Consider the following 18917-nt stretch of genomic DNA (forward strand, 5'->3'; position numbering starts at 1 on the left):
ACCCAATCGCCTAAGCGGCGTTACTAATACTATGGAATCTAAACGTCAGCAAAAATTTGCCGGGGTAATACAGCAGGACCTGGCCGCAATATTTCAACGCGAGGGCATGAACTATCTTCCGCATACCCTAGTTACCATTACCCGGGTGCGGGTTACCCCTGATTTAGCTATCGCCCGCGTTTTTCTTAGCTTTTTTAATAACACCGATAACGCAACCGCGCTTCAAACCATTAAAATGCACGCTTCAGAGATCCGTTATAAGCTTGGCGCCCGCATTAAAGACCAGGTGCGCATCATACCGCAACTGGAGTTTTTTGTTGATGATACCAGCGAATATGTAGAGCGCATGGATAAAATATTTGACAAGCTAAGCCACGAGCCGCGCCAGCCAGACAACGACGATAACTAAAGCTATGTTTGCTACCGATTTATTGGCAGCTTACCTACAGGCCAAGCCGGGTATTGGCAAGGTGGTAGATTTTGATGCCAGTCACGATAAGCTTTACATGTTTGATTTTACCTCGGCCAACGCCGAGCTGACTGAAACCCTTGTTGCAGATACCGACGCTTTTGGCAAATGGATAGACAAAAAACTGGCCGATAACCAATGCCGCTACGGCATGGGCGGCTATATGGAGCACCGTACCATCTACTCAAGAAGCACACATTTTGACACAGGTAATGAGCCTCGACGCCTGCATTTAGGCGTAGATATTTGGGGTGCCGCCGGCACGTTTGTTTACTCGCCCCTGCCCGGAACTGTGCACAGCTTTGCCGATAACAATAACTTTGGCGATTACGGCCCTACCATTATATTGCAGCACAAGCTTGAGGGGTTAACCCTTTACAGTTTGTACGGGCACCTAAGCCGCGAAAGCCTTATGAACTTACAACCCGGTCAGGCAGTGGATGCAAACCAGCAGATTGGCACATTTGGCAACGCTACCGAAAATGGCAACTGGCCGCCTCACCTGCATTTTCAACTGATGCTTGATATTGGCGATGCAAAGGGCGATTATCCGGGCGTAGGCCAATACTCGCAAAAAGCGCAGTACCTGCAAAACATCCCCGATGCAAATTTGATACTGGCCTTTTCGGGCATTAATGCTGCCGCTGTTTGATAAGATGATACAGGTGGCGTAGTTAATGTATTGTATTATTCTTTGCTAAACCTCCCGACGTGTTAAATAAATAGCATCCTTATGTTTGCATTACGTAATAAACGGGCGTTAAGCCGGTTATTTATTAAAACGGGTTCCGGAACTTTTAACTTATTAAACAGTTTGCCCCGTAATCTGCGATACTATATGTAATTTTATAGCGATGCAACAACGCGAACAAATTTCTGTATTCGATATGTTTAAGATAGGCATAGGCCCGTCAAGTTCGCATACGCTTGGTCCCTGGCGTGCCGCGCAGCAGTTTGTTGAAATGCTGCGGCAGCAGGCCGCACTGCCGCTTGTTGTACAGGTTAAGATATTGCTTTATGGATCGCTTGCCAAAACCGGCAGGGGGCACGGCACCGATATAGCCATACTGCTTGGCCTTAGCGGCGATGACCCGGTAACTTTTGAGGTAGATAAGATCGACACCAAAATCAATGGTATCAACAACACGCATAAATTGATTTTAGGAGGTGCCAAAGAGATCAGTTTTTTTGCAGACGAGGATATGCTTTTCCTGTTTGCCGAAAGCTTGCCTTACCACCCCAACGCGGTAACCTTCCAGGCTTTTTTAAGTAACGAAACGGCCGTATCGGCCACATTTTATTCAATAGGGGGCGGCTTTGTGGTGAAAGAGGGGGCGCAAACCCAGCAAAAAACAGAGGTCGACCTGCCTTTTCCGATCGATACCGCGGGTGATTTGCTGCATTGGTGTATAAAAACAGGCCTTAAAATATCCGAGGTGGTGATGGAGAATGAGCTTGCCTGGCGCACCGAACAGGAAACCCGTAGCGGCGTACTCAATATTTTTAAAGTGATGCAGGAGTGCATGTACCGTGGATGCCATACCGCCGGCAACCTGCCGGGCGGCCTTAACGTAGCCCGCCGCGCAACAGCTTTAAATAAACGACTGCTAAAGGGTGCAACCTACACCAACTACACTGAATGGGTGCAGGCCATGCGCCAAACGGGCAATGGTTTCCAGAACATATTAGATTGGGTGAGTTGTTTCGCGCTGGCCGTTAATGAAGAGAACGCCTCGTTCGGGCGCGTGGTTACCGCCCCTACAAATGGCGCGGCAGGGGTTATACCCGCCGTTCTGCAATACTATATCTCGTTTTGCGACGGCTTTGATGAGGAACGCATTATCCAGTTTCTGTTTACAGCATCCGAGATAGGCAGCATATTTAAAAAAGGCGCTACCATATCGGCCGCTATGGGTGGTTGCCAGGCCGAAATTGGCGTATCATCTGCCATGGCAGCAGCCGCGCTTACCGAGTGTTTGGGCGGCAGCCAGCGCCAGGTGTTAATGGCCGCCGAAATTGCAATGGAGCACCACCTGGGCCTCACCTGCGATCCTATCGGCGGCCTGGTACAGGTGCCTTGTATAGAGCGCAATACCATGGGGGCTATTAAGGCCATCACTGCAAGCCAGCTGGCGCTGCAAAGCAACCCCGACAAGGCCAAGGTAAGCCTTGATGCCGTAGTGCGCACCATGTGGCAAACCGCGCAGGATATGAACTCTAAATATAAAGAAACCTCCGACGGAGGCCTGGCTATTAATATCCCTATAAGCTTGCCGGAGTGTTAGTTGACCGCGTTATTTTCTCACCATATTTTCGAGCACTACAGAAATTGGCCCGGTTACAGAGGCGGTTTCAAACCTGAGTGCGAATGAATCCTTATTGATCATTTTTATTTCTGCGGTGCCTTCGTCTGGGTAGCCGTTACGGCCTTGTATACCTACCCAGTAAACGTACTTACCTTTTGCAGCATCATATTTAATGGTATATTGCCCTGTAGATGTTACATCACCTTCGGTATAACCCACAGTACCATCACCTTTAAATTCAAAATCATAGGCGTATGCCTCAAGCGGGTCTTCGCGGTATAGTTTGCCATCCTTATAAGTTTGGTAAGTTATGCTCGAAACCGTCCATTTGCCGGCTATGGTTTTGGCGGTAATTTCCGTGCCTGGGAGTGGTGTCTTTTTTACAGCCGGTAAAAATAAATGCAATACAAATAAGAGCGACGAATAAGGATTTCATAATTGGCTTTAAGGTAAACAATATAAATGTTCTTACAATGCTGATGGTCTTAAAATAAAATAACTATTTAAGCATTTCATCAATAAATTCCTTTAAAACAAGGGCGTGGTTATGATCTTCGTTGCGTGCGGCATATAACAGGGTAACTGTTTTGTGTTTCCTTACAAGCTCAAGCAAGGTGTTAGCTGCCTGGTTCTGGTGTAACTCATGAATGTACCTTAACCTGAATTCGCCCCAGTGGGGTGTTTCGTGGTTAAACCATTTTCGTAATTCGGTAGATGGCGCCACTTCCTTCATCCACTCATCCAGGTGCGCTGTTTCTTTTTTTACGCCGCGGGGCCACAGGCGGTCAACCAGTATGCGCACTCCGTCTTGTTTATCAGCAGCACCATACACCCGTTTTAATTTTACTGTTGCCATAAGTAAATATAAAACAATGACAGTTATCCTAATACTTAATCTGGTCGTTCACTAACGGCAACAACTGAGCAACCCACATGCTATACATATTGCCAGAAGGGTGCAGGCCGTCGTTAGCTATCAAACTTGCATCATCACTCGCCCTTCGCGATGATGGCGTAATATCAACGTAGGTTACGCCAAGTTTTTCGGTCTCCTGCTTATTTATGGCGTTAAACTGATTTATTTCAAGAGCAACCTGCGCCGGGTCAAAGCCGTTAGCCGTTGCATATGGTGTTACGCCCCAGTCGGGTATAGATAGCACAAATACGTGCTGCCTGTTGCCGCCGGCAAAGTTAATAGCGGTGTTCAGCAATTCAATAAACTCTGTACGGTAATCGTCCTTGCTGTAACCGCGGTACTGGTTATTTACCCCTATAAGCAGGGTTACCACGTTGTATTGGTGGTTTTTAAGGCCGCGCGAAGCGATGCCTTTTTTTAGGTCGCCAGTCGTCCATCCGGTAATAGCAACGATATCCGGATTTTTAACAAGGTGGTTCGTCGCATTAAGGTTATGCGTTAACTGGTAGGGGAATGATTGTTCTAATGGCACGGCCTCGCCAATGGTGTAAGAATCGCCCAGGGCCAGGTATGTTAATGAGTCGGAGGTGGGCATATTGTTATAAGTAGTATTTATTCCCTGCTGCCGAACATCGGCTTTTGTACATGCGGACAGTGTGCCAATTAAAAAAAGTATGGTTAATATTCTCATCTACATCATCTCCATACCAAAAAGTACGGAAATATGATGCTTAAGGATTTCTTTAACTTCGTTTATATCAACCTTGCGGCCCAACTCGGCTTGCATGGATGTTACGGCCTTGTCATCAATACCACAAGGCACAATGTTCTTAAAATAATCAAGATCCGGGTTTACGTTAAAGGCCAGCCCATGCATGGTGACCCACCGGCTGCAGCGTACACCCATGGCGCAAATTTTGCGGGCCCGCTCGTTATCGGCATCAAACCAAACGCCGGTATAACCCGGGTAACGGCCGGCTGTAAGGCCATAATGGGCAAGGGTTTGTATAACCGCCTCTTCCAGTGTGCGCAGGTAAAGGTGTATATCAGTAAAAAAATTATCCAGGTCTAAAATCGGGTAGCTCACCAGTTGCCCCGGGCCATGATAGGTAATATCGCCGCCGCGGTTTATGGGATAATAAGCAGCATTTTTTTCCTTCAGGCCCTGTTCGTCGAGCAATAAATGCTCGGTTTTGCCGCTTTTACCCAAGGTATAAACATGCGGGTGTTCGCAAAAAATAAGATAGTTGGGTGTAACGATGTCGTCGTCAACCGCATCAGCCCCGTTAAGTGCAAGTGTGCGGTTACGTATGTCGGTTTTTAACCTGACGGTTTCGCCAAACAATTGTTCCTGCCGCTGCCATGCCACCTGGTAATCAGTAAGCCCCCAATCCTGAAATATTACCTTTTTATTCTTCATTAATTATTGTTTGATCCAGAATTTTTCCAATTAAAGAAACGGCAGAAAGCCGGACATCTGCACATCTGAAATCTGCATATCTGCACTATCCCTTCACGTATCCTATCATGTAATCTTCGTATTGCAGATAGCCCACCTCGTAGTTGATGTTTACATCTCCCTTATTCAGTTTGGCCTGCAGTACGTCATGGTGCTGAAAGGTAAAGGGCTGTAAAGATATGTTATCTGCAAACGATACTTCCTTTTGGCCATAGCATTTATAAACGGCCTCTTTGGCGCACCAGCAAACATACAGTTGTTGTATCTTGTGTTTATCCTCAATAAAGGCTAACTCCTGCGGCAGCATAAATTTGTGTGCAATTCGCTCTACCTTTTCTTTCACCTGTTCAATATCAATGCCCACCGGGCTGGTTTTACTGATCATCACGGCTGCATAATCAAAAGAGTGACTTAGCGATATATGATAAGGCAGGCTTACCAGGTAAGGTTTGCCGTGTGCATCAACCTTGGCATCTATATACTCTTCGGTTCGCAGCATTTTACGCAACAACACCCGCGTGCCCAGCCAATGCAGGTAGCGTTTGCTTTTGCTGAGTTTTTTGGTGTAGGCTTTCTCTGTCTCGTCCAGTTGAAGCTGTTTGTATAGCTCATCAGCAGTTTCCTCGATCTTCCAGAGGGCAAACTCTGTATCATCATCAATCTGTTGTCGGTACGCTATGGCCATGGATGGTAAAATTGCAAAAAAGCTCGTCAATTTATATCAGTTAATTATAATAATTAAACTATAAATTTTTAGGTGCTGTAACTAATTCTACTAAACATACGTCATACCATTAGCTAAGCATTTTTTATCACAAACTACATATAATGAAGAAGATATACATAGCGGCTGCGGTTTTATTAGCCGTTGCCATAACCGAGGGCTGCATGAAACAGCGCGTGGCCGCAACCGCCGCACAGAAGCCCGCAGCGCACCAACAACTTCAAAATTAAGGAATCGGGACAAGCGCAATCAACCACCGGGAGTTGGGCGTAAAGGCCGCATGTGCATTGCGTACATGCGGCTTTGTGCATAATAAGGCATAAATAATGTTGGCGGTTAGGGCAATTAATAATAATTTAGGGCAGCTTAAAAATTTATGATCTTATCAGATAAACGCATCCTCGAAGAGATTGAAAAAGGGACTATTGTTATTGAACCTTTTAAACTGGAATGCCTGGGTACAAACTCGTACGATGTGCACTTAGGGAAGTACCTGGCCACCTATACGGACAGGGTGTTGGATGCCAAGCTGCATAACGAGATAGTAAGTTTTGAGATACCCAAGGATGGGTTTATCCTGCAGCCCAACACGCTTTATTTGGGCGTAACGCGCGAGTATACCGAGACGCATACACATGTGCCTTTTCTGGAAGGAAAATCGAGCACGGGGCGTTTAGGCATTGATATACATGCAACAGCGGGTAAAGGGGATGTGGGCTTTTGTAACACCTGGACATTAGAGATATCGTGCGCCCAGCCGGTTAAGATATACGCCGGGATGCCCATTGGCCAGCTGATATACTTTGTAGTTGAGGGCGAGATACAAACCATGTACAATACCAAAAGCAACGCCAAATACAATAACCCGACAACACGCCCCGTTGAAAGTATGATGTGGAAGAATAAGTTTTAATGCTGCGGGTAAGCACAATTAAACCTCAGCATTGTTTATATTGTGATTTACCTGTGAGTTATGGCATACAAACGTTTTTTTACCGGGCTGCTACTGGCCATCGGTATTGTCGGCGCCTATAGTTTTGGTGCCGATGACGACATTATCGCAAAAGTGCAGCGCCAGCTGGATAAGTGGACTCAAAACCATCCCATTGAAAAAGTACACCTGCAGCTTGATAAACCGTATTATGCAGCCGGCGACGATATGTGGTTTAAAGCCTATGTAGTTGTGGGCCCGCAGCATCGCCTGCAGCGTGATAGCGGAATTTTGAATGTGGAATTGATAGACGAGCAGGATTCAGTTAAACAAAAAATAAAGGTGCAGCTGAAGAACGGACTTGCCTATGGCGATTTTGCCCTGCCCGATACCCTGCACGAAGGTAATTACCGCGTAAGAGCTTATACCCAATATATGCGAAACGCCGGTAGCGAATATTTTTTTGATAGGGCTATTGGTATAACCAACGTTATCACTAACAGGGTTTTTACAAAAACAACTTTTACCTGCGTTGCCCAAAACGGGCGCAATACGGTTAGCGCCAATATCAATTATACCGATGCCAATGGGGCAAGCTATGCCGGCAACCAGGTTGATTATTCGGTGTTGTTTGATAATGTGGTAATAGCGAAAGGGAAAGGAGTGACCGATGATACCGGTAACCTGCATATTGAGTTTAACGGGGATAACCAGGCATTGCTTAGGTCAGGCAGGATTGTAACCCGTTTAAACGGTACCGGCCAGGGCACTGTTTATAAAAGCATCCCGGTAAGGGTAATGGCCGGCCGGGCCGATGTGCAGTTTTTCCCCGAAGGCGGTACCATGGTGAACGGAATACCTACCCGGGTAGCCTTTAAAGCAATTGGTACAGATGGTTTGGGAGTTGATATAAAGGGGAGCGTTACAGATAGTAAAGGTAAGCAGGTAGCTTCCATCAACACCACTCACCTGGGTATGGGTGTGTTTGAATTTACTCCCCAAGCCGGTAATACTTACAAGGCTAGCATTATCTATGCCGATGGCTCAAGCGGTACTGTTAGCTTGCCTGCTGCCGCCAATAGCGGTTACGTGCTCAATATTTCGCCATCCGGCCCGGCAAATTTAAAAGTTGCAGTTAGCGCTGCAAAAGAAAATACAGCACCATTCAGCCTGGTTGCACAAAGCATAGGCAAGGTTTATTATGCAGCTAAAAGCAAGCCCGGGAGCACGATATTTTCGGCTATTGTTCCGAAAAATAAATTTCCTTCGGGGATAGCGCAGTTTACCCTCTTTTCGGCAACAGGTACGCCGCTAAATGAGCGGTTGGTGTTTATAGATAACCCGGAAGACCAACTTAATATATCCGTTAACCCTGATAAAAGCACCTATTCGGCAAGAGAAAATATAAAGTTGAATATAGAAGCAAAGGATAACGCGGGGAAGCCGGCGGCGGGCAGTTTTTCTATAGCAGTTACCAACGAGAGCAAGGTGCCCGTTGATGAGAACCGAGAAAATAACATTTTAGCTAACTTGCTGCTTGCATCGGACATAAAAGGTTATATAGAGCAACCGGCATATTATTTTAATAATGTAAATGATAAAACCCGTGCCGACCTTGACGTGCTGATGCTAACGCAAGGCTATCACCGTTACGAGTGGCGAGATATCATGAGTGATAACCAACCTGAACCCCGATATGCGCCGCAAAGCAACTTTACCATATCCGGCAGGGTAACTACCCAGTCGGGAAGCCCTGTAGTTGGTGGTAAGGTGGAACTGATCAACTTTGACGATGGCCTGCTTAAACTTGATACGCTGACCGACAGCAACGGGCGTTTTGCTTTTCACGATATTTTATTTGTCGATAGCATTAAATTTTTGATACAGGCGCGCACAGCAAAAAATAAGCGTAATGTATTGATAACAATGGATAGCATACCGGCCCCCACAACCCGGAATTTTAAAAATATAGCCGATTTTACCTTAAACACTGTTAGCGATATAGCCGCGTACGCGCAAAGCAGCAAAGCGCTTTATTACGAACAAATGAAGTATGGCCTGGGCAACCATGTTATTAGCTTGCGCGAAGTGCAAATACGCGAAAAGCGGAACGCGCTTAAACATTCATCAAATTTAAACGGCCCGGGCAATGCCGACCAGGTGTTTTTAGCAAAGGACTTTTATACCCTGGGTTGCCCGCAGCTTGCCGATTGCCTCCAGGGCCGCCTGCTTGGGGTGGTTTTTCGCAACGGCATACCATACTCAACCCGCAGCCGCGGGCCTATGCTGGTAGTGGTTGATGGCATCTATGCAAGCCCGGATCTTATAAACACGCTTGTTGTTAGTGATATCCAATCCATAGAGGTGCTGCGGAACATAGGTAGCTACGCTATTTATGGCAGCCGCGGCGGCAATGGCGTTTTGGTAATTACAACCAAGCGCGGCGACGAGCCGACCTATTACCCCAAAACATTTGGAAGTGGCATAAAGCCATACGCGCCGAAAGGTATTTACCGCGCCCGTACATTCTACTCGCCGAAGTATGATGTTAAGAACCGCCAAACCCTTGCAGATCTGCGCACAACTATCTTTTGGAAACCTGATATTGTTACCGGGGACGGGAAAGCCTCGTTAGATTATTATAATGCCGGAAAAGGTACTTACCGCGTAGTGATTGAGGGTGTAGACAGCCAGGGCAATATTGGCAGGCAAGTGTTCAGGTACAAGGTGGAATAGATTTATACCAAGCGTTATCATTTTAGCGTATTTGTTACTGATTTTGAGTAAATTTGCAGGTACATATGCCAACCGAAGTACAGGAACAGACACTTACCTTTGAAGAATTAATGGCCGGGCTTAAAGAGATGCACCGCCTTATTCTGTGGAATGATGACCATAATACCTTTGAACATGTTATCCACTGCATGATGAAGTACCTGGACTATACCGAACCACAGGCCGAGAAAATTGCATGGAAGGTGCACACCGAAGGCAAGTGCGCCGTGCTTGAAGGATCCTTTACCGAAATGGAGGTTTACCGTAAAATATTGCAGCAAGAAGGCCTAACAGTAAGTGTTGAGTAGGCTCGATGTAAAATCGGGATGCACTGAACCAACTATTTCGTACCGATGAGTTGCTCGATCATTTTTCGGTTTTTCCATGCTTTTATCTGTCGTTCGCGCTGGCCGGCTTCTTCTTTAGTGTTAAACACCTGTGACCACATGATGCGCCAGTCCGGCGCTTTGCCTGTAAAGCCCTTATGATTAGTATTATGCTTTTTACGCGTTCATCCAGATTGGATGTAGATCCAACGTAATATCTGTCGAGTAAGATTGAATATAAAATATAGGTGAAAAACATATCAAACTAAAAAAGGCATCCATTTCGGATGCCTTTTGTGGGAGTTACTGGGTTCGAACCAGTGACCCTCCCGATGTAAAATCGGGATGCACTGAACCAGCTATTTCGTACCGATGAGTTGCTCGATCATTTTTCGGCTTTTCCATGCTTTTATCTGTCGTTCGCGCCGGCCGGCTTCTTTTTTAGTGTCAAACACCTGTGACCACTTGATGTGCCAGTCTGGCGCTTTGCCTGTAAATCCCTTATGATTGGTATTATGCTTTTTTATACGCTCATCTAAGTTGGATGTAGATCCAACGTAATATGTGTCGAGTAAGATTGAATATAAAATATAGGTGAAAAACATATCAAACTAAAAAAGGCATCCATTTCGGATGCCTTTTGTGGGAGTTACTGGGTTCGAACCAGTGACCCTCTGCTTGTAAGGCAGATGCTCTGAACCAGCTGAGCTAAACTCCCTTGTATTTCAATTTAACTTCCCTGGCCAGTGACTCTTCCGATGTAATCGGAATGCTCTGAACCAGCTGAGCTAAACTCCCTTTTTGTTACCGTCAACGTTGTGCAACGTGCCTTGTTCGTTTTGGGACTGCAAATATAGAATTTGCAGTCAATACGTCAAAAAATAATTTAAATTATTTATAAATAATAGATATACAGCCCGTTGCAGGTGATCACATCGCTATATTTTTGCTGCCGCGGGGGTCTTCAGGTAAAATTTCCATATCCGGGTACTCAATATAGTCGGCATACCATTGTATCGCGCTCACCACATCAAGCGCATCATCTGCGGTAATATTGATGGTTTCAAAAGCATAAAGCTTACCATGCGCATATCCGTATAATTGAATTTCGCTGTCGCTAGGGCTAAACTTATCTTCACTAAGGCAAAAAACCCGGATCTTTAACCCGGTGTCTCTTGAGTGTATCACATCCCTGCAAGGATTGTTGGGATCGGTAGCCAATAAATACACATTGTAATCCATACTACTGTAACATTGTTAGTTATAATAAGTTTCTAATATTTATCATACGGATGTGCAACAAAAATGTGCGCATAAGTTAATACCGTGGTAAATAATTTTCTACACAGTGAGAACCAATTTCTACATCATAAAGTTTGGAGCGATATATAAACATGCGTTTTTGCGTTTGCCAAACGGTTTTTGGTAAAAGGCATTGCTTTTGTATATTATTTAACAACCCTTCTCAAAGGGAGTTTTTCATAGGTAGATGTAGGGCCGAAATACTGCGAGAGTTTTTCGGCCTTTTTTTGTGCTTTAACTTTCGCACTCCTATTTGCTATAAACGATAGTTTTTTAAATCCCTGTTAAAACTTTGTTCGTAAATGGAGGTAATAATCTTATAAATTTTACTAAAACATCAACTATGAAAACAGAATTTAACCCAACCACCGGCGGGGCAAACATGGCCAGGAGGTCGTTTTTGCGCTATGCCGGCGCAGGCGCGGCAGCTATAGCTGTTATGGGCGCGGCATCCTGTAGCAAGGATAAAGTAATTCCGAACAATTCATCAGCAACCGATATCGGTATGGACGACTTCGGGATATTGAACTATGCTTATGCCCTTGAGCAGTTAGAAGCAGCCTTTTATTTACAGGTTGTGGCCACTCCTTACAGCGGTATGAATTCAATTGAAACGGCTTATTTAACTGATATCCGCGATCATGAGGTACTACACCGCGACTTTTTCAAGAAAGCCTTAGGCAGTAAAGCAATCGGTGCTTTAACCCCCGACTTTAGCAAGATTGACTTTGGCAGTCGTAATAACGTATTGATGGCAGCAAAGGCATTCGAAGATTTAGGCGTACAGGCTTATGATGGGGCCGGTTATTTAATAAAAGATGCAGGATACCTAACTATTGCGGGAAAGATTGTATCGGTTGAGGCAAGGCATGCTGCTTTAATTTCTAACCTGATAAGCCCGGGCAGCTTTGTCCCGGCCGACCAGGTAAACAGCGACGGACTAAACAAAGCGGCTTCAATTGCTGAAGTGCTTACACAAGCCAATACTTACCTGAAAACTAAGGTAAGTGCCGTTAATTATAACTACAAACCATAATCAAACATCGCCATGAATTTATTTAATATAATAGACGAAATAGAAAAGGTCGATCCGGAAATACACGAAAGATTGAACCCCCGCCGTGCCGCTATCAAAAACATAACCAGTTTTGGCTCAAAGGTAGCTGTGGCTGCTTTGCCATTTGCCCTGGGCACCATGTTTAAAAAAGCCTACGGAGCAGCACCTGCATCTGATGTTGTAAGTGTTTTAAATTTTGCTTTAACATTAGAATACCTTGAAGCCGAATATTATAATCAAGCTACGGCTGCAAACGTTATACCGGCTGCAAACCGCGCGTATATAGCGCCAATAACGAGGGACGAAAACGCGCACGTTGCATTTTTAAAAAAGGTGATCACTTCCCTAAACGGAACACCTGTAGCTAAACCAAATATCGACCTGTCTGGCGGTAATGGTAGCGGTAACGGCCCGTTCAAAGCGGCATTAACAGATTTTCCTACTTTTTTAACTGTTGCACAGGTATTTGAAGATACCGGCGTGCGGGCTTACAAAGGCCAGGCGCCCAGCTTAATTGGTAATCAGGTGGTATTAACCGCGGCTTTATCTATCCATGCCGTTGAAGCACGACATGCGGCTGCAATACGTCAGCTCAGGTATGATCTTGGCCAAAGCACCACTACACGGCCATATATACAAAGCACTACACATTTGGGTAACGATACCGGCGATGCAAGAGTGAACGGCAATTATGCTGGTGAAGAAAATACGGTACAAGGCCCTGTTAATTTAACCGACCTTAACAACAGCATAAGGATAGCTACAGCCTCGTTTGACGAACCGTTGGAGAAACAGGCAGTGCTCGACCTTTTGGTAGGATCATTTATTGTGAGTTAATTTACATTGTTGCCAAATAAAAAGGGGCGACCGGTTTAACCGGTCGCCCCTTTTTGTTATATATCGCATTAGTTTCGCGTTCCGCGGTGCGCGTCGCGAGGCTGTTGTTGTTGCTGCTGCTGGCGTTGCTGTTCCTGCTGCTGCCTTTGCTGCTCACGGGCTTGCTGCTGCTGCTGGCGCTGCTGCTCTTGTTGCTGCTGGCGTTGCTGTTCCTGCTGCTGGCGTTGCTGCTCCTGCTGCTGTCTTTGTTGCTCGCGGGCTTGTTGCTGCTGTTGTCTTTGTTGCTCCTGCTGTTGCTGGCGTTGTTGGTCCTGCTGCTGCCTATGCTGCTCACGCACCTGTTGCTGCTCCTGAACTTGTTGCTGTTTACGCTGCTGCTCCTGCTGCTCCCTAACTTGTTGTTGTTGGCGCTGCTGTTCTTGTTGCTGCTGCCTTTGCTGCTCTAAAACCTGCTGGCGTTGCTGTTGTGCCTGTTCCTTTTGCTGGCTTTCAGCAGCATCGCGGCTTGCACGGTGCTGCCGGTCTGTTTGCTGTTGCTGGCGTAGCTGGTCAAGCTGCTGTCTTTGTTGTTCAGCCTGTTGCTCACGTGCTTTTTGTTGCTGCTCACGTATCTGATCGCGTTGAACCACACCCTGCTGCCTGTCAATAGCCCGTTGCTGGCGTGTATCGCCTGTAATTGCCGGGCGGTTTGTACGGCCTTCGTTACCTGCTTCATCACGTGTTGCAACGGCGGGCCGCTGAGGGCGGCCTGGATTGGCAGCGCCACGGCCGTCTACATTAGTGCTAATCCTCACCAATCTCGAATCAGGCGTGCTTGTTTTTGCCGTTTCGGCCAGTTTAGCGGCGTTTGTGGCATTGTAAACCGTCCCCCTTCTGTTATCGGTATTAGCAATACGGTGGGCCGGGTTTTGCTGTTTATAAGCGGCACCATCTACCACACGGGCCGGGCGCGCATTGGTGTTATGCTTAACAGTTGGCCTGTACAAGTTAATAGTGTTGTTGCTAACCGTAATGCGCGACGGCCGGCTTACGTTATTGATATTATACACACGTACCGGGCGATGGCTATAACGCTGTATTTCTTCGCGGCGCGGGCCGGCGTTATACCAGTGATTATTATAGGTAACCCTGTTGCGCATCCAATGGGTGTTTCTGATAATGTACCTTACACGGATATACGGTACATAATAATTATATACATTGGTGTAATTTATATAAGCGTATGGTGCAAAAACCCAGTAGTCGTTAGGTACACTGTAGCTATCATCAATTGATGCTTCAAACGTTGTTCCGGGCTCCATTGGTGCCCAGCCGTAGTAGCCGCCGCCATCACGCCAGGTAACCCATGCAGGCGCCCACTCGTTCCCGGGTACCCATTCCCAACCATAATAGTTATCAAAATGCCACCGGCCGTAGTGGAAGGTTGCCCATCCCCACGGATATTCAGATACCCAGGTGTTACCGTAATTGGTCATGGCCCAGTAGCCACGGGTGGCGTATGGCCTAAAGTTTTCCTCAACATCGGGCACCCAAACGGTACCATACTGCGGGTCTTCTATCCAGGTACCATAGGGCTCTAACTCGTCGTAAAACTCCTGGTCGGATATATATTCGCCCTCTTGCTGGGCTAAGGTTTTATTCGGTGCGGACATTATCAGCATAACTGCCAATAAGCTTATCCCCCATATTTTATTTAAGATTTTCATACTGCGAGATTTAATAGCTGGTATACTGTATTCGACTTGATTTAACCACAAACGTTTAACACCGTAAATGTTTTATAGCCAATGTCATAAAATAATTACATGTGCTAATATATTTATCAACGCAGCCGGTATATCTGCGCGGATTTAGATAATTTTGGCGTTTAATATTGAAACTATGAGTACAGTAAATATCCCCCGCCTCGACCTTAATACTTATATAAATGGTACCGCCGACGAACGTAAGGCTTTTTCTGATAGTATTGGGAAAGCCTTTAACGAAACCGGCTTTGTAACTATCACCAACCATGGTCTTAGTAAAGAGCTTATCGATAAGCTTTACACACAGGTAAAAGCGCTTTTTGCCCTGCCGGAAGAAGTAAAATTGAAATACGAGATACCTGGCCTTGCCGGCCAGCGCGGTTACACAGGTAAAAATAAGGAAACCGCAAAAGGTTTTAAAGTGCCCGACCTGAAGGAGTTTTGGCAGATTGGCCAGACGGTAACTGATGACGACCCGATAAAAGCAACGTACCCCGATAACATTATGGTGGCTGAATTGCCCGAATTTAACAGCACTACCTTAGAGGTGTATAAAAAGCTGGAAGCGGCAGGCACCCATTTGTTGCGGGCCATAGCGGTTTACTTGGGGCTTGATGAAGGGTATTTTGACGATAAGGTACATAATGGCAACTCGATATTGCGTACGCTGCATTACTTTCCGATAGAAAACCCTGATGCCTTGCCTGATGATGCAGTGCGTGCAGGCGCACACGAAGATATTAACCTGATAACCCTTTTGATAGGCGCCAGTGCCGACGGGCTTGAATTGCTTACCCGCGATAACACATGGTTCCCGGTTACTGCCTTTGGCGAAGACCTGGTAGTGAACGTAGGCGATATGCTGCAGCGCTTAACCAATAACAAGTTAAAATCTACCACACACAGGGTAGTTAACCCGCCGCGCGAGCAAATGAAGAACTCCCGCTTTTCGGTGCCGTTCTTCCTGCACCCAAAAGTTAGTATGGAGCTTACCAGCCTGCCATCAACCATCGATGAGCAGCACCCCAAGCTTTACACAGACATCACCGCCGGTGAATACCTGGACGAGCGTTTACGGGAAATTGGCTTGAAGAAGTAGTAAATAGACGATAAACGAGAAGCCCCCGATATGGGGGCTTCTTGCTTTAAAACCTTCCGATACACGTGAAATCACCCCGGATATACGTGAAATCACCCAAAATAGAATATACCCATAAGTAAGTATTGCGCGCGAAACAGGGCAGAGGCATCTTTGTAAAGGAACTCTAAATCCTCATATCAAACACAATTCAGCTTATGAAGTACTTAAGGCTCACAACCATTTTTTCAATTTTATTTGTCGTTTTATTTGCAGTTTCCTGCCAAAAGGAATCAACCGGGGACGACAACAGCGAAGACACCGAGGAAACGGGCGGAACAGGCAGCTCAGCCGACATGGAAGCTACCTGGGCCCGCAACGATGGACAGGGAAATGCTTACTTAAAACTTAGCGGTACCACAGCTATTGCCTGTAGCGGTGGCGCAGCAACAACAGGCACCTATAACGCGGGCGCATCTACCATGACATTTGTTGTTGGCGGCCAAACCATAGTTTTCCCTTTAAGGATGAAGAACGGAAAGCTAATAGTAGGTGTGCCGGCCCAGGGGACGGTTAATAACCAGGAAACCGAATATATAAAAAGTAACATCTGGCCCTGCGGATCGGGCAGCGGCGGCACCGGTACAGGCGGCGGGGGTACGGGTACCGGAAACGGCGGCGGTACGGGTACAGGAAACGGCGGTGGTTCAGGCCAGCCTGCAAAGGGCAGCCTTATTGTATGGACCAACCAAACAGAATATGGTTGGAAACCACAGGGGATAAATGTAATGTATGTAGACGTAGTTGGCGTTTCAAGCACCAATTCAATTTTTGGCGGCCATTATACTTCTGCACCATCATGCGGGGCGCGGTATTGTTATACCGTTGACCTTGCGCCGGGCCGATATACCGTAACTGGAAAGGTGTACTTTTTGAAAGGGTTAGACGGAGTAACGCCGCCAACCTACAGCACCAGTCAAACCGTACAGGTAATGGCAGGCCAATGTGCTAATGTTATGTTGCGATAAGCGGGGGGCAATTAAACAAGGAAGCCCCGGTTTACGGGCTTCCTTGTTTACAAGTTAATTTATTCCAATACCACTTTCTCGTGCTGGTAGGGGATCTGTATATCATCAAAACCCTTTTCTTTTAGCTTTTCGGCGAAGTGCTGCTGCACCTCATATTCACCGTGTACCAGGAAAAGCTTTTTTACCAGCTTAGGGTCCTGGCAGGATAAAAAGTGCATTAGGTCTTCGTAATCGCCGTGAGCGCTCATGCTTTTGATGGATCGCACTTCGGCGTTAACCTGGTATGGTTCGCCAAAAATATACACTTCCTTTTCGCCTCGGGCGAGCCTGCCACCCAGCGAGTTTGGTTCGGCGTAGCCAACCATCAGTATGGTATTTTTTTGGTTGCTTATATTGTTTTTTATATGATGTTTTACGCGGCCGGCTTCGGCCATGCCCGATGATGATATGATAACGCATGGCCTTGCATCGTCATTAAGCGCGATAGATTCCTCGGTTGATTGTATAAACCTTAACCCCTTAAAGCCAAACGGATCGGCATCAACCTTCAGCACCTCTTTTACATTCCTGTTGTACTCTTCAGGGTGGTCCTTTAAAACCTGGGTGGCTTTTTCTGATAGGGGGCTATCTACATAATAGGGTACATCGGGCAATACGCCTTTAAGTTCCAGTGCATTTAAAGCATACAGTAGCTCCTGTGTGCGCCCTACGCTAAAAGCAGGTATTATCACCTTGCCGTTTTTTATGCCGCAGGTTTGTTTAATGATATCTAACAGGGCGTCTTCAACAGGGCCGATATCTTTATGCAGGCTGTCGCCGTAGGTCGATTCAAGCAAGATATAATCAGCCTGCTCAAAAGTTTGAGGGCTTTTCAGCAGCAGGTCGCCGTACCTGCCCACATCACCGCTAAAAGTTATCCGGGTTTCTCTGGCATCCTCTAAAACGGTAATATGTACCGCGGCGCTGCCAAGCACATGGCCGGCATCCGTAAACTTGAATTTAAGGCGCGGTGTAATGGCGTACTCTTCATGATAGTCAACTATCTTAAACAACCCCAGCGCTGCTATAGCATCATCTTCTGTGTATAAGGCCTCAAGCAGCGGCTGCCCCTTGCGCGCCCGGTGCTTGTTGCTGTACTCCACATCCTGCATTTGTATCTTGGCCGAATCCATCAGTAGGATCCGGGCCAGGTCCATGGTTGCCGCAGTGCAAAATATCTGCCCCTCAAAACCTTCTTTTACCAAACGGGGTATCAGCCCGCAATGATCGATATGCGCATGCGATAAAATAAGATAGTCGACTTTTTTGGGGTTAAACCCAAAGTGTTCGTTCATGTCCTCGGTTTGTTCGCCAAGGCCCTGAAACATGCCACAATCTAAAAGTACGCTTGTGCCATCCTGTAAGCGTAGTAAATGTTTGCTGCCGGTTACATTACGGGCGGCTCCGTGAAAGGTGATATCCATTGATAATTAGTTGTGATAGACAACCAAATAGACAAATAAAAGTTTATTCAAAAATAAACTAAACATTTAGTTGTTATTTTGATTTATATGATATACCTTAGCTTTACAGATAATAATCATCTTAAGTAAATGGAAATAAAAGATTTAACCCGGGCCGAAGAGCAGATTATGCAGGTGTTGTGGCAGCTGGAAAAAGGATTTGTAAAAGATGTTTTAGATGTTTTGCCCGAGCCGAAACCCGCTTATAACACCGTATCAACCATTATCAGAATTTTAGAGACCAAAGGGTTTGTAGACCATAACGCTTTTGGCAAGAGCCACGAATATTACCCGGTTGTAAGCAAAGAAGATTATAAGAACTTCGCGGCCGAAAAATTACTTACCGGATATTTTGATAACTCGGTGAACAGGATATTGTCGTTTTTTGTGAAAAAGGAGAAAATAAACCTGAAGGAGGCCGATGAGATCATGAAACTGATTGAGAAACTTAAAGATAAATAG

At 46.1% G+C, this 18917-nt stretch carries 21 protein-coding genes, 1 tRNA gene and 1 pseudogene; 12 read left to right on the plus strand and 11 right to left on the minus strand.

All coding sequences use genetic code 11. The annotated features are described in order from the left end of the window. The first annotated feature begins 31 nt into the window (after positions 1 to 31). The 3 genes from rbfA (at position 32) to GWR56_RS07600 (ending at position 2754) form a co-directional block, all read left to right on the plus strand. On the plus strand, positions 32 to 409 hold the full coding sequence (rbfA, locus tag GWR56_RS07590) for a 30S ribosome-binding factor RbfA (protein ID WP_162430525.1): 378 nt from the start codon (positions 32 to 34) through the stop codon (positions 407 to 409). Between the two features lie 4 nt (positions 410 to 413). Further along, entirely contained in the window at positions 414 to 1121 is a 708-nt protein-coding gene (locus tag GWR56_RS07595) for a peptidoglycan DD-metalloendopeptidase family protein (protein WP_162430526.1), read from the plus strand. 202 nt (positions 1122 to 1323) lie between these two features. Then, a complete protein-coding gene (locus tag GWR56_RS07600; RefSeq protein ID WP_162430527.1) occupies positions 1324 to 2754 on the plus strand; it encodes an L-serine ammonia-lyase in 1431 nt (476 codons plus the stop codon). Positions 2755 to 2763: 9 nt separating this feature from the next. Here the strand turns inward: GWR56_RS07600 and GWR56_RS07605 are convergent, their stop codons facing one another. The 5 genes from GWR56_RS07605 to GWR56_RS07625 form a co-directional block, all read right to left on the minus strand. Beyond that, positions 2764 to 3180, minus strand: coding sequence for a hypothetical protein (locus GWR56_RS07605; protein WP_162430528.1), 417 nt, complete (start codon positions 3178 to 3180; stop codon positions 2764 to 2766). A gap of 94 nt (positions 3181 to 3274) precedes the next feature. Then, a complete protein-coding gene (locus GWR56_RS07610; RefSeq protein ID WP_162430529.1) occupies positions 3275 to 3631 on the minus strand; it encodes a DUF488 domain-containing protein in 357 nt (118 codons plus the stop codon). A gap of 28 nt (positions 3632 to 3659) precedes the next feature. Next, a complete protein-coding gene (locus tag GWR56_RS07615; RefSeq protein WP_238395328.1) occupies positions 3660 to 4286 on the minus strand; it encodes an SGNH/GDSL hydrolase family protein in 627 nt (208 codons plus the stop codon). A gap of 96 nt (positions 4287 to 4382) precedes the next feature. Continuing rightward, positions 4383 to 5111 carry a lipoyl(octanoyl) transferase LipB gene (lipB, locus tag GWR56_RS07620; RefSeq protein ID WP_162430531.1) on the minus strand — a complete coding sequence of 243 codons (729 nt, stop codon included), beginning with the start codon at positions 5109 to 5111 and terminating at the stop codon, positions 4383 to 4385. A gap of 85 nt (positions 5112 to 5196) precedes the next feature. Then, positions 5197 to 5835, minus strand: a complete 639-nt coding sequence (locus GWR56_RS07625) for a 4'-phosphopantetheinyl transferase superfamily protein (RefSeq protein ID WP_162430532.1) — start codon at positions 5833 to 5835, stop codon at positions 5197 to 5199. 143 nt (positions 5836 to 5978) lie between these two features. On the opposite strand from GWR56_RS07625, the gene GWR56_RS20695 reads away from it, so the two are divergent. The 4 genes from GWR56_RS20695 (at position 5979) to GWR56_RS07640 (ending at position 9888) form a co-directional block, all read left to right on the plus strand. Next, the gene (locus GWR56_RS20695) at positions 5979 to 6104 is read left to right on the plus strand and encodes a hypothetical protein (protein WP_255456707.1); all 126 of its coding nucleotides are present in this window, start codon (positions 5979 to 5981) and stop codon (positions 6102 to 6104) included. Positions 6105 to 6250: 146 nt separating this feature from the next. Continuing rightward, positions 6251 to 6787: a dCTP deaminase gene (gene dcd, locus GWR56_RS07630; protein ID WP_162430533.1), complete on the plus strand. Its 537-nt coding sequence runs from the start codon at positions 6251 to 6253 to the stop codon at positions 6785 to 6787. Positions 6788 to 6847: 60 nt separating this feature from the next. Next, positions 6848 to 9541: a TonB-dependent receptor gene (locus GWR56_RS07635; RefSeq protein WP_162430534.1), complete on the plus strand. Its 2694-nt coding sequence runs from the start codon at positions 6848 to 6850 to the stop codon at positions 9539 to 9541. Positions 9542 to 9606: 65 nt separating this feature from the next. Continuing rightward, positions 9607 to 9888, plus strand: coding sequence for an ATP-dependent Clp protease adaptor ClpS (locus GWR56_RS07640; RefSeq protein WP_162430535.1), 282 nt, complete (start codon positions 9607 to 9609; stop codon positions 9886 to 9888). Between the two features lie 32 nt (positions 9889 to 9920). Here the strand turns inward: GWR56_RS07640 and GWR56_RS20795 are convergent. The 4 genes and pseudogenes from GWR56_RS20795 to GWR56_RS07660 form a co-directional block, all read right to left on the minus strand. Then, positions 9921 to 10165, minus strand: a pseudogene (locus GWR56_RS20795) (GIY-YIG nuclease family protein). 100 nt (positions 10166 to 10265) lie between these two features. Beyond that, on the minus strand, positions 10266 to 10511 hold the full coding sequence (locus GWR56_RS07650) for a GIY-YIG nuclease family protein (RefSeq protein WP_162430536.1): 246 nt from the start codon (positions 10509 to 10511) through the stop codon (positions 10266 to 10268). A gap of 38 nt (positions 10512 to 10549) precedes the next feature. Continuing rightward, positions 10550 to 10624: transfer RNA gene (locus tag GWR56_RS07655), tRNA-Val, on the minus strand. Positions 10625 to 10836: 212 nt separating this feature from the next. After that, positions 10837 to 11148: a hypothetical protein gene (locus GWR56_RS07660; protein WP_162430537.1), complete on the minus strand. Its 312-nt coding sequence runs from the start codon at positions 11146 to 11148 to the stop codon at positions 10837 to 10839. A gap of 403 nt (positions 11149 to 11551) precedes the next feature. Here GWR56_RS07660 and GWR56_RS07665 point away from each other — a divergent pair, with 403 nt between their 5' ends. Then, on the plus strand, positions 11552 to 12244 hold the full coding sequence (locus GWR56_RS07665; RefSeq protein WP_162430538.1) for a ferritin-like domain-containing protein: 693 nt from the start codon (positions 11552 to 11554) through the stop codon (positions 12242 to 12244). Between the two features lie 12 nt (positions 12245 to 12256). Beyond that, positions 12257 to 13102 carry a ferritin-like domain-containing protein gene (locus GWR56_RS07670; RefSeq protein ID WP_162430539.1) on the plus strand — a complete coding sequence of 282 codons (846 nt, stop codon included), beginning with the start codon at positions 12257 to 12259 and terminating at the stop codon, positions 13100 to 13102. Between the two features lie 68 nt (positions 13103 to 13170). Here the strand turns inward: GWR56_RS07670 and GWR56_RS07675 are convergent, their stop codons facing one another. Further along, entirely contained in the window at positions 13171 to 14808 is a 1638-nt protein-coding gene (locus tag GWR56_RS07675; RefSeq protein WP_162430540.1) for a DUF6600 domain-containing protein, read from the minus strand. A 175-nt stretch (positions 14809 to 14983) separates the two neighbouring features. Here GWR56_RS07675 and GWR56_RS07680 point away from each other — a divergent pair, with 175 nt between their 5' ends. Both GWR56_RS07680 and GWR56_RS07685 read left to right on the plus strand, forming a co-directional pair. Further along, on the plus strand, positions 14984 to 15946 hold the full coding sequence (locus tag GWR56_RS07680) for an isopenicillin N synthase family oxygenase (protein ID WP_162430541.1): 963 nt from the start codon (positions 14984 to 14986) through the stop codon (positions 15944 to 15946). Between the two features lie 197 nt (positions 15947 to 16143). After that, complete coding sequence (locus GWR56_RS07685) at positions 16144 to 16953, plus strand: hypothetical protein (RefSeq protein WP_162429148.1); 810 nt, start codon at positions 16144 to 16146, stop codon at positions 16951 to 16953. 59 nt (positions 16954 to 17012) lie between these two features. Here GWR56_RS07685 and GWR56_RS07690 read toward each other — a convergent pair whose 3' ends face one another. Then, complete coding sequence (locus tag GWR56_RS07690) at positions 17013 to 18416, minus strand: MBL fold metallo-hydrolase RNA specificity domain-containing protein (RefSeq protein WP_162430542.1); 1404 nt, start codon at positions 18414 to 18416, stop codon at positions 17013 to 17015. A 129-nt stretch (positions 18417 to 18545) separates the two neighbouring features. On the opposite strand from GWR56_RS07690, the gene GWR56_RS07695 reads away from it, so the two are divergent. Further along, positions 18546 to 18917, plus strand: coding sequence for a BlaI/MecI/CopY family transcriptional regulator (locus tag GWR56_RS07695; RefSeq protein WP_162430543.1), 372 nt, complete (start codon positions 18546 to 18548; stop codon positions 18915 to 18917).

It is taken from the genome of Mucilaginibacter sp. 14171R-50 (assembly GCF_010093045.1).
Taxonomy (GTDB): Bacteria; Bacteroidota; Bacteroidia; order Sphingobacteriales; family Sphingobacteriaceae; genus Mucilaginibacter.